The following is a 15,080-nucleotide window of genomic DNA, read 5'->3' as shown; positions in this document are numbered from 1 at the left end:
TTGGAAAACTTAATAATTGAACAAATACGTCCCGAACTTACCTGGCGTTTGCGCCGCGAAGTACTTTACCCCAACGAGCCACTATATGCTATGGAGATGGAAGAAGATAACTATGGTTTACATTTTGGAGCCTTTTACCAGGATGATTTGGTTGGGGTAATTTCTTTATTTCAGCAGGGTACTGATTACCAGTTTCGCAAGTTTGCGGTTTCACCTTCTATGCAAAACCAGGGTGTTGGTACAGCTATATTACAACACATTAGCGATTTTGCCAAAAGCCAGGGTGGTACCCGCCTGTGGTGCAATGCACGCAGCACGGCCACTAATTTTTATTACAAGCATGGCTTTCAGGAAAATGGTGAAACGTTTACCCGTAAAGGAATTAATTACCTGATTTTAGAGAAAGATTTATAAAGCTTTCTATTTGACATCTTCAGCAACAATCCTAAAAAGTGTTACAGGTGTTACATGTTTCAGTGTGTAACACCCTGTAACACTGACAAACCATTGTCAGTGGTGGCACTATTTTGTCAGTACTTGTTTTTCAATAACTCACCTGCATCAATATTTACCAGCTAAACAAACAATTTTACATTTGTAAAGCTTATATTATCCTAGTAATAAATTTTCACACAAATACAGGCTAACCTTGGCTTTATAAGCCGCTTTATTATATTTGCTCAGGCTTCCGGCCTGCATTTGTCTATTTTTAACATTCTTTATGGCTGAACAAGAAACCAACCAGCCACAGCATACGCCTGTGGTAACGGATACTTCCCTTGCTTTTTTTGAAAAATATATCAATAATCCATCTCCCACTGGTTTTGAGTGGGAAGGCCAGAAATTATGGCTGGAATATATTAAACCTTATATCGACAACTTTTATGTAGATAACTACGGTACAGCAGTAGGCGTTATCAACCCTGAGGCAGAGTACAAAGTAGTTATTGAGGCCCATGCCGATGAAATATCCTGGTTTGTAAATTATATCACCAGCGATGGTTTGATTTACGTTATCCGCAACGGCGGTTCCGACCACCAGATTGCGCCATCTAAACGGGTAAACATTCATACCGATAATGGCATAGTTAAAGCAGTATTTGGCTGGCCGGCTATACATACCCGTACCGGCGGTGAAAAAGAAGAAGCCCCTACCCTGAAAAATATTTTTCTGGATTGCGGCTGCACCTCAAAAGAAGAAGTAGAAAAAATGGGCATTCATGTAGGTTGCGTTATTACCTATGAGGATGAATTTATCACCTTAAACAACCGCTACTACGTAGGCCGCGCGTTAGATAACCGCGCTGGCGGCTTCATGATTGCTGAAGTAGCCCGTTTATTGAAAGAAAACAACAAAACCCTGCCTTTCGGTTTGTACATCGTGAACGCCGTACAGGAAGAAATTGGTTTACGTGGTGCTGAAATGATTGCGCATCGCATTAAGCCTAACGTGGCTATTGTTACTGACGTAACGCATGATACCCAAACCCCGATGATTAATAAGATTGTACAGGGAGATTTGGCTTGTGGTCGCGGACCAGTAATCTCTTATGCTCCGGCAGTACAAAACAACTTGAACAAACTGTTAATTGAATCGGCACAAAAAGCAAATATTCCGTTTCAGCGCCAGGCGTCTTCACGCTCTACCGGTACAGATACCGATGCTTTTGCTTATTCTAACGATGGTGTGCCATCTGCTTTGATTTCATTACCGTTGCGCTATATGCACACTACGGTAGAAATGATTCATAAAGAAGATGTGGACAACGTGATTAGGCTGATTTATGAAACTTTATTAAATATTGAAGCCGGACAAGATTTCCGGTATATAAAATAAGCTGACTGTGTAAATTACACATTCATTGTCACAGCGAAACTTTATAGGTTATTAACCGTATATGTAAAATTATTAGAAATTTATGAAACCTACCCTACTCATATTGGCTGCCGGTATGGCCAGCCGCTATGGCAGCATGAAACAAGTTGATGGCTTTGGTCCCAACGGTGAAACGATTATTGATTACTCAATATATGATGCCATTAAAGCAGGCTTTGGCAAAATAAGCTTTATCATTCGTGAAGAATTTGCTGAAGCTTTCAAAGCTAAATTTGAACCTAAATTGCAAGGCCGTGTTGAAACTGATTATGTGTTTCAAAGCTACGACCTGAAACCTTTTGGTATAGATAAAGAAGTTGAGCGTTCAAAACCATGGGGTACTGCCCATGCCGTATTGGCTGCCCGTAACCAAATTAATGAGCCTTTCTGCGTAATTAACGCCGACGACTTTTATGGTTATGATGCCTTCAAAAAAATGGCCGATTTTTTAACCAGCGAAGTATCTGATGAACAATATTCATTGATTGGTTACCAAATCGACAAAACCTTGTCTGATTACGGTTCTGTATCTCGCGGTGTATGTAAAGTAGACGAAAAAGGTAACATGGTTGAAATCAACGAGCGTACCGAAGTTTACTTTAAAGATGGGGATGTATTTTACAAAGATGCTACTGGCGAAAACCAATTAGCGCCTGATACCCGCGTATCCATGAACTTCTGGGGCTTTACACCTGCTGTGTTTAAACAAAGCGAACCCATGTTCAAAAAATTTGTGGAGGCTAATGAAACCAATCCGAAAGCAGAGTTCTTCATCCCGTTGGTAGCTGATGAGCTGATTAAAAATGGTACTGCCAGCTTCAAAGTTATCCCAACTGCTAATAAATGGTTTGGTGTAACTTACAAAGAAGATAAACCAATTGTACAAGCCAGCATTTCTGAACTGGTACAAAATGGTACTTACCCAGAAAATCTTTGGGCATAAATATAAAAGGGTTTACCAACCTGATTATAAATAAAAAACGAAAGTCCTGCCACATGGCAGGACTTTCGTTTTTTATCAACTTTTATTAGTAGCATGTACGTACTACCATCCTATACCATAATCTTCACCATGATTACTGGAACCGCCCCATAAGCTGCCATGCTTCCAATCGAAATATACGGCATTAATGGGGCCGCTGGTACGTTCGGTAAAGCTTAGGGTGTAACCCATTTTCTTGAGTTCATCACGTATAACAGCAGGGGTATTGCTGTTTAGTAATATCTGACCTGGCTTAGGTTCACGGTCGGTAGTTTTAGTACCACCTAATGATAGCCAAAGCTGATTGGTATTGAAGTTAGGTGCTTCGGTGGCGCGCTGCACCGTCATGCCAAATTCGGCTACATCTAAAAAGAATTGCAGCAGGTTCTGGTCTTGCGTATCACCACCTTGTACCGCTGCGGATAAAAAAGGCTTACCATCTTTCAGGAAAAGCGAAGGGGAAAGCGTTACCCTTGGGCGTTTACCGGGTGTTACCACATTGAATGGATTCAGGGTTGAATCCAGCACAAAGCTTTGCATACGCTGACTCATGCCTACGCCTGTATTACCAGCAATGCAAGCCGGTAGCCAACCACCGCTAGGCGTTACTGATACTACCCATCCTTCTTTATCGGCCGCTTCAATAGAGGTAGTGCCACGCCATAACCGATCCTGATATAAATCCTTAGGTGTATTGTTTCCTAAATCGTGCTTAGGGGCAAAATTGCGTCTGGTCGTGTCCATTTCAAAGCCACGAGATTTCAGCAGGTTGATGTAAGGGTTCGCCTTTCCTTCAAACGGGTATGGGTCACCAGGGCCAATCCTGGCATCATTCTTATCAAAGTTAATGAGCGCAGCCCGTTGCTTCGCATAAGCCTTGCTTAATAAGCCCTTCATGGGTTGATCTTTACTATACTGAGGATCGCCGTAATAAAAATCACGGTCGGCAAATGATAGGTTCATGGCTTGGTAAACCGTATGGATATACTTGGGGCTGTTATAACCCATGCTCTTCAAATCAAAGTTTTCCAGAATATTCAAGGCTTGCAGCAGCATGGGGCCTTGTGTCCATTGCTGTAGCTTGTAAACATCAATACCTTTGTAGTTTACCATTAAAGGTTCTTCTTGCACCGGCTTCCAGTTGGCTAAATCTTGTAAAGTAATTAAGCCTCCTTGCTCCTGGCAGCCTCGTACAAACTCGCGGGCAATGTCTCCTTTGTAAAAACGATCGTAGGCGGCCATCAAAGCTTCCTTACGGCTTTTGCCTTTTTTCAACGCATCAGTTTCGGCAGCTATCATTTTAGTTAAAGTTTGCAGCAAATCCTGCTGAATAAATATTTCGCCGGGTTCAGGTGCTTCACGTTTTTCGCCGGCATGAGTTAAGAATACTTTTTTACTGTATGGCCATTGTTTCAGCATATCTTTATCACGCTCAATCGTATTAGCCGCTTGTGCTTCTATGGCGTAACCAGCAGCCATGTGCATGGCTGGTGCCAGTACCTGTTTCAGGCTCATGGTACCATAATTCATCAGCATAAAAATTAAACCACCGGGTGTACCGGGCGTTGTGGCAGCCAATGGTCCATACTCGGGCGGGAAATTGTAGCCTTTGCTTTTAAAGTAGTTGACTGTTGCGCCGGTAGGTGCTACCCCCATTGCATTAATGGCAATTACTTTATGCGTTTTTGGGTCATAAATCAGGGCCTGAGTTTCACCACCCCAGCTCAGGGTATCCCACATGGTGCAGGTAGCTGCCAGCATGGCACAGGCAGCATCAACGGCATTGCCTCCCTGTTGGAAAATCATAGAGCCTGCCGTTGCCGCCATGGGTTTGCCGGTAACCGCCATCCAACTGCTGCCATACAGCATTGGCTTTTGCGTTTGTTGTGCTGATAAAGAAATACTGAATAAAACAAGCAGCAATAAAGCGGAAAGGTGTTTCATAACACCTAATGTAAATATAAATCAGGTATAATTTTACTTAAGGCATGCTTTGGTTAAACAACCTTTATCAATTTGTTACATTATCCTCTAATTCCACATAATTTTCATCCTGGCAAACTATCATCTGTCAGTTACTGTTCATTAATCGTTCTGAAACTTAGTTTACCATCATAAACTCCCCCTTTATCCTTATGGATTATAAAGTATTAGGAAATACCCAGCAGGTTATCAGCCATTCTCACCAGCTTATTATTCAGACACCCGAAGCCGAAGCTCAGGTTAGCATCTATAGCCCCACTATTATTCGTGTCAATATCACCCGCAAGCCCGAACAGCAGGATGCATCGTTTGCTGTGATTCAGGACCCTTTGCAGGAGATTGCGTATCAGGAGACCGAACAGGAGATTACCGTACATACCTCAGCTTTACAGCTACGTATTAGTAAGTCGCCTTTACGCTTTGCCTTCTACACTACAGATGGTAAACTACTAAGCCAGGATGATGAACGCTTTGGTACCAGCTGGCAAAACAGCAGGGTGACTAACTACCGGAAAGTACATGCTGATGAAAATTTTTTAGGCTTGGGCGAAAAAGTAGGTAACCTGAACCGGCGGGGCAGTTCTTACATTAACTGGAACACTGATGCACCCGATCATAATTCATTAACCGACCCGTTGTATGAGAGTTTTCCATTTTACATCGGTGTACATAGCGGCCTTACTTATGGTTTATTTTTAGATAATCCGCAAAAAAGCTACTTTGATTTTGCTGCCTCAAGCGATAACCAGTTCATGTGGCTGGGCGCTGATGATGGTGATTTAAACTATTACTTTTTTGGTGCACAAACCGTTGCCGGCATTATTGAAGATTATACCTGGCTAACCGGCCGTATGGAAATGCCGCCTTTGTGGACTTTAGGTTATCAGCAATGCCGCTGGAGCTATATGAGTGCCCAGGAAGTGCTGGAGATTGCCGAAGGTTTCCGTCAGCGGCAAATACCGGCCGATGTGATGTACTGCGATATTGATTACATGGAGGGCTTCAAAATATTCACTTGGAATAAGGAAACGTTTGCCAAGCCTAAAGAATTAATTGACCGGCTGAAAGCCATGAACTTTAAACTGGTTACGATTGTAGATCCGGGAATCAAGATTGAAGAAGGTTATCAGCAATATGAAGAAGGTTTGGAACGCGACTACTTTGCTACCTACCCTAATGGAGAAAACTATATAGGCGAGGTATGGCCGGGCCGATGCCACTTTCCAGACTTCTTTCGGGAAGATGTGCGCGAGTGGTGGGGAGCTGCTTTTACAGCTTTGACGGAGCCTGGTGTTTCCGGTTTCTGGAACGATATGAATGAGCCAGCCGTTTGGAACCAGAACATCCCTCCGAATGTGATGTTTGGTGACAAATTTATGCCCGAAGTACGCAACGTTTATGGCATGCAAATGGCGCGTGCTACTTATGATGGTACCCGTAAGCTATTGGGTAACCAACGCCCTTTTGTATTGACTCGGGCGGCGTATTGCGGCACCCAACGCTATTCGGCGGTGTGGACAGGCGATAATACCGCCAGTGATGAGCATTTGCTGTTAGGCCAGCGCTTGGTAAATAGCTTGGGGCTTACCGGTATGGCAATGGTGGGTGTTGATATAGGCGGCTTTAGCGGTAACCCTACGCCCGAGCTAATGGTGCGCTGGAACTCATTAGGTACTTATACGCCTATATTCCGTAACCATGCTATTCAAGGTGCCGATATGCGCGAGCCCTGGCGTTATGGCAGCGAGAACGAAACTATTATTAAACAAGCTATTGAACAGCGGTACCGCTTGCTGCCCTACTTATACGCTAGTTTTTACCAAGCTACCCAAACTGGTATGCCAGTAAGCCGTACACTGGCTATCGACTACACCCATGATGAATACGTGTACTGGACCGAATACCAGAATCAGTTCTTATTTGGTGATGCTTTAATGATAGCGCCTGTTGTCAGTACACATCATACTGCTCAGGTTTACCTGCCTGCTGGCGAGTGGTACCGTTTAAGCTCCGGTGAAAAGTTTGCAGGCGGCCAGCAATATGTAGTAGATGCTCCCTTAACTGATTTGCCGGTATTTGTTAAAGCCGGAGGCATTATACCTATGCAAAACGTAATACAAAGCACCAGCGAACCGGGTGATGGTATTTTGCAATTGCATATTTGGAATGGCCCAGAGTCGACCAGCTTTGTTTACTACGAGGATGATGGCAATACGTACAATTACGAGCGAGGAGAATACTACAAACGCACCATCAGCTTCAACCCACATAACCGTGAAATTAAGTTGTCGGTAGTTGAGGGTTCATTTACTTCTAAATACCAGCAGTTGCAAGTAATGCTGCATGGGTTTGATAGAACAGAACATTTAACGAATGTTGCACTATCTTCCGAAGAGATGTATATCAACTATTAACAGTATAACCACTATCTGCATAAAAAAGAAAGCCCCGGTTAGTAACTAACCGGGGCTTCTTTATTTATACAAAACTATTACTTATTTTACTTCTTCAAAGTCAACATCTGTTACAGCGTCGCCATTGTTTTGAGGACCTTCACCAGCACCAGCGTTATCCGCACCTGGCTGACCGCCTTGCTGAGCATCAGCAGCGGCTTTGTACATTTCTTCTGAAGCTGCATTCCAAGCATTGTTCAACTCAGTTTGAGCAGATTCAATCTCGGTCAGGTCTTTAGAAGAGTAAGCAGTTTTCAGTTTAGTTAAAGCAGACTCAATAGGTGCTTTTTTGTCAGCAGATATTTTGTCGCCATACTCTTTCAATTGCTTTTCAGTTGAGAAGATCAGGGCATCAGCGCTGTTCAGTTTTTCAACTTCTTCTTTTGCTCTTTTGTCAGCATCTGCATTAGCTTCAGCTTCCTGTTTCATTTTCTGAATTTCAGCATCAGTTAAGCCAGATGAAGCTTCAATACGGATTTTTTGCTCTTTACCGGTAGCTTTATCTTTAGCTGATACGTTCAGGATACCGTTAGCATCAATATCGAAAGTTACTTCAATTTGAGGCACACCACGTGGCGCAGCCGGAATGCTGTCTAAGTGGAAACGGCCTAAAGTACGGTTTTGTGCTGCCATTGGACGCTCACCTTGCAAAATGTGAATTTCTACTGAAGGCTGGTTATCAGAAGCAGTAGAGAAAGTTTCTGACTTCTTGCTTGGAATAGTTGTGTTAGATTCGATCAGGCGAGTCATTACACCACCCATAGTTTCAATACCTAAAGAAAGTGGGGTAACATCTAATAGTAACACATCTTTCACTTCACCGGTTAATACACCACCTTGAATTGCAGCACCAATAGCGACTACCTCATCAGGGTTAACACCTTTAGATGGTGATTTACCGAAGAATTTTTGTACCGCTTCCTGAATAGCAGGGATACGGGTTGAACCACCTACCAGAATAATCTCATCTATATCTGATGTGCTGTAACCTGCATTTTTCAAAGCAGTACGGCATGGCTCAATAGTACGTTGAATTAAGCTATCAGCCAGTTGCTCAAATTTAGCACGGGTTAATGATTTAACCAAGTGCTTAGGCATACCATCAGCAGCAGTGATGTATGGTAAGTTGATTTCAGTTTGGTTAGAGCTTGATAACTCAATTTTAGCTTTTTCAGCAGCTTCTTTCAAGCGTTGCAAAGCCATTGGGTCACGACGTAAATCAACGCCTTCTTCGCTCTTGAACTCCTCAGCTAACCAGTCGATAATTACTTGGTCAAAGTCATCACCACCTAAGTGAGTATCACCATCAGTAGCTTTTACTTCAAACACACCATCACCTAATTCCAGTACAGATACGTCATGAGTACCACCACCACAGTCAAACACCACAATTTTCATGTCTTTGTGGGCTTTATCTAAGCCATAAGCCAAGGCAGCAGCAGTAGGTTCGTTGATAATACGGCGTACTTTTAAACCAGCAATTTCACCAGCTTCTTTAGTAGCCTGACGTTGCGCATCGTTAAAGTAAGCAGGTACCGTAATTACGGCTTCAGTTACTTCAGTTCCTAAGAAATCTTCAGCAGTTTTCTTCATTTTTTGAAGAATCATGGCAGAAATTTCTTGTGGAGTATATTTACGGTCGTCTATTTCTACACGTGGGGTGTTGTTATCACCTTTAACCACGGTATAAGGTACACGGTCAGCTTCTTTGGTTACCTCGTTAAATTGGTTACCCATAAAGCGTTTGATAGAATATATTGTTTTTTTAGGGTTGGTAATAGATTGACGTTTGGCCGGATCACCCACTTTACGCTCACCATTATCCACAAAAGCTACTACAGAAGGTGTAGTGCGTTTACCTTCACTGTTGGCAATAACAACAGGCTCGTTACCTTCCATTACAGCCACGCAGGAGTTTGTTGTTCCTAAGTCAATTCCAATGATTTTAGACATATGATTGTTTTTCCTTTGATTAATACTTTGATTAACGATCTATATTTAACAAGGCTTATGCCAACGTACAAATGGCAGAAAATATTATTTCAAATCAGACACAAACTATAGTTTCGTCAGTACAATAATACATTCCAATGACAGCTTGGCAGAATTAAGTTGGCTACTCTGTAGATGAGATACCATATCCACTTCGTAGTGGTTAATTATGGCTGAAATAGTTACCAGTAATTACTTAATCAGTATAGTTAACAATAGTTTTGATTTTACTATCCAGCTCTTCGGCAGCTTTTTCCAGCACCTGTAGTTCTTCCTGGCTGGCTTGATAATTTTCCGCTTTAAACAAGTTCACTAGCCCTAATATAGAAGCTACTGGTTTACGCATTTCGTGCGATTGTATATAAGCAATTTGCTTGAGCGATTCATTTTGCTGCATTACTTTACTTTCATGCACCATCCGTTGAGTAATATCAATAGCATTGTAAGAAACGCCAATAATTTCACCATCTGGATTGCGGGCAGGCTCATAAGTGATAGCCCACCATATAACTTCTTTGGCATAGGCAAAGCATTTCTCTATTTTAACTGCTTCGCCGCTTAAAGCTTGCTGGCAGTTGTCAATAAAATCCGGTATATGTTCTGAATACATATAATCCTTTACATTCATGCCGGTACTCAGCTTAACATGATAAGTGAGCCATACAAAACTGCTGGTTGCTTTATTAAAGGCCAGAACATCCAACTCTTTATTCAGCAATAAATGGCAGGCGCTGGTACTCTCAAAGTATGATCTTAATTTGATTTCCGCATCCTTTGCCTTGATGAACTGCGCTTTCATAATGCCTAGGCTGGCATCAAACTCTAGTAATTGAATTACCTGCTTGGCCAAGAACTGTAGGGTTTGCTGCTGTGCCAGAGTTAAATTTCTGGGTTGTTGGTCAATAACACACAACCCACCTAAACTGTAACCATCTGTAGTAATAATTGGAGTACCTGCATAAAACCTTATGTTTGAACTGCCCGTAACCAACTTATTGCCCCAAAAGCGTTCGTCCTGATGGGTATCGGGCACTATCATAACTTCTTTTTGATATAGTAAATGTTTACAAAAAGCTTCTTCCCGTGTAGTAGTGGTATGCTCAAAACCAACTTCAAATTTTATGTATTGGCTATCTTGGTCAATTAAAGTAATTAGCGCTGTTGGCGTACCACATACTAAGGCAGCCAATCTGACAATTTCTTGAAGCTCTTTATCTTTGCTAATTTCCAGCTTTAAAAATCTGTTTACGGCTTGTAGCCGCTCGAGTTCTCTTTGAGGCATATGAACAACATAAGGTAGATAGATCCGGTTGATTGTATAATAAGGGAGGCCGCAAAATATCTTATACTGGGTATGCAAATAAAAAGTTAGACTTTTACAGCAACATCCTATTCTTAATTAGAGTAAATTGATAACACCATTGCCAAAAGCTACCCATCCAATACTTCATGTTGTTCATTGAATCCAGCCGATTAAAACTAATCCCATTGAACCATCAACAGTTGCTTCAATGCCATCACAACCGTTCAGCGTTTGAAAAATCATTGGGCTTGCAGGTATCCGACATGATTATTCACCCAGATTTCAGACAGGAAATGAGCGAGGCCATGCAAAACTGCTGGTTGCCAAATACACTAGCTTACCCTGAACTATACCAGTGGTACACTAACTGGGAAATTGTATTGAAAGATAATTATACGGCAATTGGAGGTATAGCCTTTGGCGGTTACCCAGATGATTATGGTGAAACCAGCATAGGCTATGTGGTAGACCAACAGCATTGGGGCAAAAGTTATGCTACCGAAGCTGTACTGACCTTGTGTACATGGGGATTTAGCTTTAGTACACTAAAAGCTATTGGTGCCGATACAGCAGTTGGCAACTATGCATCGCAAAAGGTGTTACTGAAAGCGGGCTTTCGAAAAATGCAAACAGTAAATAGCCGAACTTATTTTAAGCTAAGCAAGCGCCAACATACTACAACAAAAAAAGCCCTGTTTGAATAAACAGGGCTTTTTTTATTATCTGATAAAATGATTATTCGCCCTTTTCAGCGTTTTCTTCATTTTGAGCTGGTGCCTCAGGAACTTCAGTAGCAGCTTCTGGTTCAGCAGTTACAGTTTCATCAACCGGAGTAACTTCGGCAGTAGCAGCAGATGCAGCCTGACCTTTGCCTGAACCACCACGACGACGTGAACGACGAGTTGCTGTAGTTGCAGCAGCAGCTTCTTTACCGTAAACAGTATTGTAATCCACTAATTCAATCATGGCCATTTCAGCGTTGTCACCCAAACGGTTTTCTAATTTAATGATACGAGTATAACCACCTGGGCGGTTAGCTACTTTTTCAGCTATTTCACGGAACAGGATAGTTACCGCTTCTTTGTTTTGCAGATAGCTGAATACGGTACGGCGAGAATGCGTAGTATCGTTTTTTGATTTAGTTACCAAAGGCTCAACATACACACGCAATGCTTTTGCTTTTGCCAATGTTGTAGTAATACGCTTGTGCAGGATAAGCGATGAAGCCATGTTACCCATCATCGCTTTACGATGACTGTCGGTACGGCCTAAGTGATTGTGTTTTTTACCGTGTCTCATTTTTGTTTTTGTTGTGCGGCACGTGCATACCGTTGGGCGGCGTTACCGTCAAGCCCTCGGAATTATGCGCTCGCTTATGATTATTCTTCGTCTAATTTGTATTTAGCCAGGTTCATACCGAATGATAAACCTTTTGATTTTACCAGATCCTGGATTTCAGTTAATGATTTCTTACCGAAGTTTCTGAATTTCAACATATCGGCAACATCATAAGAAACCAGATCAGCCAGGCTACGTATGTCAGCTGCTTTTAAGCAATTCAATGCACGTACAGACAGATCAAGATCAACCAGTTCAGTTTTCAGAATTTTACGCATGTGTAAAATTTCTTCATCAACTTCTTTTGTTTCTTCTTTAGCCTGTGCTTCCAGCATCATGTTTTCATCAGAGAACAACATGAAGTGCTGAATTAAGATTTTAGCAGCTTCTTTTAACGCTTCTTCCGGGTGGATTGAACCATCGGTAGCAATATCCAGTACTAATTTTTCATAGTCGGTTTTTTGCTCTACACGGTAGTTTTCAATCGTGTACTTAACATTTTTAATCGGGGTGTAAATAGAGTCAATTGCAATTACACCTAAAGTAGCATCAGGGTTTTTGTTTTCTTCGCTTGGAATATAACCACGACCTTTGCCCACGGTAAGTTCTACCTCCAAGTTCACTGAAGGATCCATGTTACAAAGCAGCAACTCCGGATTTAATACGGTAAAGTTGTTAGAGAACTTAGTGATATCGCCAGCTTTGAATGTGCTTTGATTACTGATTACTACAAAGATTTTTTCTGTGTCACCAGTTTCACCTGTTTTTTTCAACCTGATTTGTTTCAGGTTCAGGATGATTTCAGTAACATCTTCCACAACGCCTTTAACAGTTGAAAACTCATGAGTTACACCTGAAATACGAACAGAAGTAACAGCATAGCCTTCTAGCGATGAAAGTAAAATACGACGTAAAGCATTACCAATGGTTACACCGAAGCCTGGTTCTAACGGACGGAATTCAAACGTACCTTCAAAGTCAGTTGACTTCTGCATGATAACCTTATCAGGTTTTTGAAATGCTAAAATTGCCATTTATATGCTTTGTTTTAATGTGTTTACAAAATGAAATATGAGATGTAAGATATACAACATGAGACAGGAATGGTTGCCCACTCTGTCTCACATCGCTAATCTCATATCTCAAATCTAAATATTATTTAGAGTATAACTCGACGATTAAGTTTTCCTTGATGTTTTCAGGAATTTCATCGCGGTTAGGATAGTTTAGCAGTTTGCCACTCAGGTTGGCAGCATCCCACTCAAACCAGCTATATTTGTTCACTTTGCGGCCAGCTACTGAGTTAGTGATGGCTTCTAGTGTTTTTGATTTTTCGCGTACGGCAATAACATCACCAGCTTTCAAAGCGTATGAAGCAATGTTTACTACTTCACCATTTACAGTGATGTGTTTGTGGCCTACTAACTGACGGGCACCTGAACGGGTAGGTGCAATACCTAAACGGTAAACGGCATTGTCTAAACGAGCTTCTAATAATTGCAGCAAGTTAGTACCGGTAATACCTTCACGTGATGAAGCACGGTGAAATAAGTTTTCAAACTGACGTTCTAATACACCGTAAGTATATTTAACTTTTTGTTTTTCCTGCAGCTGTACGGCATACTCTGATTGTTTACCGCGACGTTTAGAAACGCCATGCATGCCTGGAGGATAATTTTTTCTTTCCAGAACTTTATCTGGACCAAAAATAGGTTCGCGGAATTTACGCGCAATTTTGGATTTAGGACCTGTATATCTAGCCATTGTATTGTTTTTAAAGTATCATGCAACCTGAAGTTGCAGAATCTTAGCTTTAAAAAATCGATTAATTAAACTCTTCTTCTTTTAGCAGGACGGCAACCGTTGTGTGGAAGCGGGGTAATATCCTTAATAGTAGTTACCTCAATACCTGAAGTTTGTAAAGTACGGATAGCTGACTCACGACCAGCACCTGGGCCTTTTACAAATACTTCAACTTTGCGTAAGCCTAAATCATAAGCTACTTTACCGCAATCAGCAGCTGCTTGTGAAGCTGCATATGGAGTATTCTTTTTTGAACCTTTGAAACCCATTTTACCAGCTGATGACCATGAGATAGCCTGACCGGTAGTGTTTGTTAAGGTAACAATGATATTGTTGAAAGTAGCGTTAATGTGGGCTTGGCCAACTGGCTCAACCACTACAAGGCGCTTTTTGGTTACTTTTTTAGCTTTAGCCATTTTGTTTAATTATAAAGTTAATGGATTACTGGATTAGCGAATAAACCGGACCCATTAACAATTTGATAATTTTAATATTCCTAACGCTATTGAAAGATGTTCAATAGCATTAATCAAGATTTATTACTTAGTTACTTTTTTCTTGTTAGCAACTGTTTTACGTTTACCTTTACGGGTACGAGAGTTGTTTTTAGTACGCTGACCACGTAATGGTAAACCTTTACGGTGACGGGTACCACGGTAGCAACCAATATCCATTAAACGTTTGATGTTCAATTGAACTTCAGAACGCAATGCACCTTCAACTTTAATTTGATCGTTGATGATACCGCGTATAGCAGCTAATTGCTCATCGGTCCATTCTTGTACTTTGGTATCATAAGAAATACCAGCCTGATCTAAAATGCTTTGTGCAGTAGAACGACCGATACCATAAATGTAGGTAAGGCCAATCTCGCCTCTTTTGTTTCTTGGTAAATCAATACCTGAAATACGTGCCATATTTGTAAGTTGTGTTTTAAGTGAATGACCGAACGGCGGCTACCGTTGTACAATCATTCCAATATCTGTAATTAACCCTGACGTTGTTTGTATTTAGGGTTCTTTTTGTTGATTACGTAAAGTTTACCCTTACGGCGGATGATTTTGCAATCAGCACTACGTTTTTTGATGGATGCTCTAACTTTCATCTCTGTGTTATTTATATCTGTAGGTTATTCTGCCTTTGGTTAAATCGTATGGGCTCATTTCTAATTTCACCCGGTCGCCAGGCAAAATTTTGATATAGTGCATACGCATTTTGCCGGATATATGTGCAATAATCTCATGACCATTTTCCAGTTCTACCCTGAACATAGCATTTGATAATGCCTCTCTGATAGTACCGTCTTGTTCAATCGAGGATTGTTTCGCCATATTTTACTGATTATTACTT

General features: G+C 41.4%; 15 protein-coding genes. 5 read left to right on the top strand and 10 right to left on the bottom strand.

Annotated elements, in window-relative coordinates; translation table 11 throughout:
• From HH214_RS13915 to HH214_RS13905, 3 genes are all read left to right on the top strand, one after another.
• Entirely contained in the window at positions 1 to 414 is a 414-nt protein-coding gene (locus tag HH214_RS13915) for a GNAT family N-acetyltransferase (protein ID WP_248282100.1), read from the top strand.
• A 307-nt stretch (positions 415 to 721) separates the two neighbouring features.
• The gene (locus HH214_RS13910; protein ID WP_169608611.1) at positions 722 to 1,837 is read left to right on the top strand and encodes a M42 family metallopeptidase; all 1,116 of its coding nucleotides are present in this window, start codon (positions 722 to 724) and stop codon (positions 1,835 to 1,837) included.
• 82 nt (positions 1,838 to 1,919) lie between these two features.
• A complete protein-coding gene (locus tag HH214_RS13905) occupies positions 1,920 to 2,819 on the top strand; it encodes a nucleotidyltransferase family protein (protein ID WP_169608609.1) in 900 nt (299 codons plus the stop codon).
• 102 nt (positions 2,820 to 2,921) lie between these two features.
• On the opposite strand, the gene HH214_RS13900 is transcribed toward HH214_RS13905, so the two are convergent.
• A complete protein-coding gene (locus HH214_RS13900) occupies positions 2,922 to 4,802 on the bottom strand; it encodes a gamma-glutamyltransferase family protein (protein WP_169608608.1) in 1,881 nt (626 codons plus the stop codon).
• 191 nt (positions 4,803 to 4,993) lie between these two features.
• Here HH214_RS13900 and HH214_RS13895 point away from each other — a divergent pair, with 191 nt between their 5' ends.
• On the top strand, positions 4,994 to 7,255 hold the full coding sequence (locus HH214_RS13895) for a glycoside hydrolase family 31 protein (protein ID WP_169608606.1): 2,262 nt from the start codon (positions 4,994 to 4,996) through the stop codon (positions 7,253 to 7,255).
• Positions 7,256 to 7,336: 81 nt separating this feature from the next.
• On the opposite strand, the gene dnaK is transcribed toward HH214_RS13895, so the two are convergent.
• The gene (gene dnaK, locus HH214_RS13890) at positions 7,337 to 9,271 is read right to left on the bottom strand and encodes a molecular chaperone DnaK (RefSeq protein WP_256367702.1); all 1,935 of its coding nucleotides are present in this window, start codon (positions 9,269 to 9,271) and stop codon (positions 7,337 to 7,339) included.
• 211 nt (positions 9,272 to 9,482) lie between these two features.
• Complete coding sequence (locus tag HH214_RS13885; protein ID WP_169608603.1) at positions 9,483 to 10,568, bottom strand: GAF domain-containing protein; 1,086 nt, start codon at positions 10,566 to 10,568, stop codon at positions 9,483 to 9,485.
• 167 nt (positions 10,569 to 10,735) lie between these two features.
• Here HH214_RS13885 and HH214_RS13880 point away from each other — a divergent pair, with 167 nt between their 5' ends.
• A complete protein-coding gene (locus HH214_RS13880; protein WP_169608601.1) occupies positions 10,736 to 11,293 on the top strand; it encodes a GNAT family N-acetyltransferase in 558 nt (185 codons plus the stop codon).
• Positions 11,294 to 11,324: 31 nt separating this feature from the next.
• On the opposite strand, the gene rplQ is transcribed toward HH214_RS13880, so the two are convergent.
• The 7 genes from rplQ to infA form a co-directional block, all read right to left on the bottom strand.
• Entirely contained in the window at positions 11,325 to 11,888 is a 564-nt protein-coding gene (gene rplQ, locus HH214_RS13875) for a 50S ribosomal protein L17 (protein ID WP_169608599.1), read from the bottom strand.
• Positions 11,889 to 11,968: 80 nt separating this feature from the next.
• The gene (locus tag HH214_RS13870) at positions 11,969 to 12,961 is read right to left on the bottom strand and encodes a DNA-directed RNA polymerase subunit alpha (protein WP_169608598.1); all 993 of its coding nucleotides are present in this window, start codon (positions 12,959 to 12,961) and stop codon (positions 11,969 to 11,971) included.
• 121 nt (positions 12,962 to 13,082) lie between these two features.
• A complete protein-coding gene (rpsD, locus tag HH214_RS13865; RefSeq protein WP_169608596.1) occupies positions 13,083 to 13,691 on the bottom strand; it encodes a 30S ribosomal protein S4 in 609 nt (202 codons plus the stop codon).
• Between the two features lie 65 nt (positions 13,692 to 13,756).
• The gene (rpsK, locus tag HH214_RS13860) at positions 13,757 to 14,146 is read right to left on the bottom strand and encodes a 30S ribosomal protein S11 (RefSeq protein WP_169608594.1); all 390 of its coding nucleotides are present in this window, start codon (positions 14,144 to 14,146) and stop codon (positions 13,757 to 13,759) included.
• Between the two features lie 123 nt (positions 14,147 to 14,269).
• The gene (gene rpsM, locus HH214_RS13855) at positions 14,270 to 14,647 is read right to left on the bottom strand and encodes a 30S ribosomal protein S13 (RefSeq protein WP_169608593.1); all 378 of its coding nucleotides are present in this window, start codon (positions 14,645 to 14,647) and stop codon (positions 14,270 to 14,272) included.
• 71 nt (positions 14,648 to 14,718) lie between these two features.
• A complete protein-coding gene (rpmJ, locus tag HH214_RS13850; protein WP_008506259.1) occupies positions 14,719 to 14,835 on the bottom strand; it encodes a 50S ribosomal protein L36 in 117 nt (38 codons plus the stop codon).
• Between the two features lie 7 nt (positions 14,836 to 14,842).
• Positions 14,843 to 15,061, bottom strand: a complete 219-nt coding sequence (gene infA, locus HH214_RS13845; RefSeq protein ID WP_022833270.1) for a translation initiation factor IF-1 — start codon at positions 15,059 to 15,061, stop codon at positions 14,843 to 14,845.
• Positions 15,062 to 15,080: the final 19 nt, after the last annotated feature.

The organism is Mucilaginibacter robiniae (assembly GCF_012849215.1).
Lineage (GTDB): Bacteria > Bacteroidota > Bacteroidia > Sphingobacteriales > Sphingobacteriaceae > Mucilaginibacter > Mucilaginibacter robiniae.
The sequence above is the reverse complement of the archived record's forward strand: the minus strand, read 5'-3'. Positions and strand labels throughout refer to the sequence as shown.

What these genes read in the sequence shown, in the direction of transcription:
- HH214_RS13910 (WP_169608611.1), top strand. Translation starts at nt 722, where the DNA reads ATGGCTGAACAAGAAACCAACCAGCCACAGCATACGCCTGTGGTAACG.
- HH214_RS13905 (WP_169608609.1), top strand. Translation starts at nt 1,920, where the DNA reads ATGAAACCTACCCTACTCATATTGGCTGCCGGTATGGCCAGCCGCTAT.
- HH214_RS13900 (WP_169608608.1), bottom strand. Translation starts at nt 4,802, where the DNA reads ATGAAACACCTTTCCGCTTTATTGCTGCTTGTTTTATTCAGTATTTCT.
- HH214_RS13895 (WP_169608606.1), top strand. Translation starts at nt 4,994, where the DNA reads ATGGATTATAAAGTATTAGGAAATACCCAGCAGGTTATCAGCCATTCT.
- HH214_RS13885 (WP_169608603.1), bottom strand. Translation starts at nt 10,568, where the DNA reads ATGCCTCAAAGAGAACTCGAGCGGCTACAAGCCGTAAACAGATTTTTA.
- HH214_RS13880 (WP_169608601.1), top strand. Translation starts at nt 10,736, where the DNA reads ATGTTGTTCATTGAATCCAGCCGATTAAAACTAATCCCATTGAACCAT.
- rplQ (WP_169608599.1), bottom strand. Translation starts at nt 11,888, where the DNA reads ATGAGACACGGTAAAAAACACAATCACTTAGGCCGTACCGACAGTCAT.
- HH214_RS13870 (WP_169608598.1), bottom strand. Translation starts at nt 12,961, where the DNA reads ATGGCAATTTTAGCATTTCAAAAACCTGATAAGGTTATCATGCAGAAG.
- rpsD (WP_169608596.1), bottom strand. Translation starts at nt 13,691, where the DNA reads ATGGCTAGATATACAGGTCCTAAATCCAAAATTGCGCGTAAATTCCGC.
- rpsK (WP_169608594.1), bottom strand. Translation starts at nt 14,146, where the DNA reads ATGGCTAAAGCTAAAAAAGTAACCAAAAAGCGCCTTGTAGTGGTTGAG.
- rpsM (WP_169608593.1), bottom strand. Translation starts at nt 14,647, where the DNA reads ATGGCACGTATTTCAGGTATTGATTTACCAAGAAACAAAAGAGGCGAG.
- rpmJ (WP_008506259.1), bottom strand. Translation starts at nt 14,835, where the DNA reads ATGAAAGTTAGAGCATCCATCAAAAAACGTAGTGCTGATTGCAAAATC.
- infA (WP_022833270.1), bottom strand. Translation starts at nt 15,061, where the DNA reads ATGGCGAAACAATCCTCGATTGAACAAGACGGTACTATCAGAGAGGCA.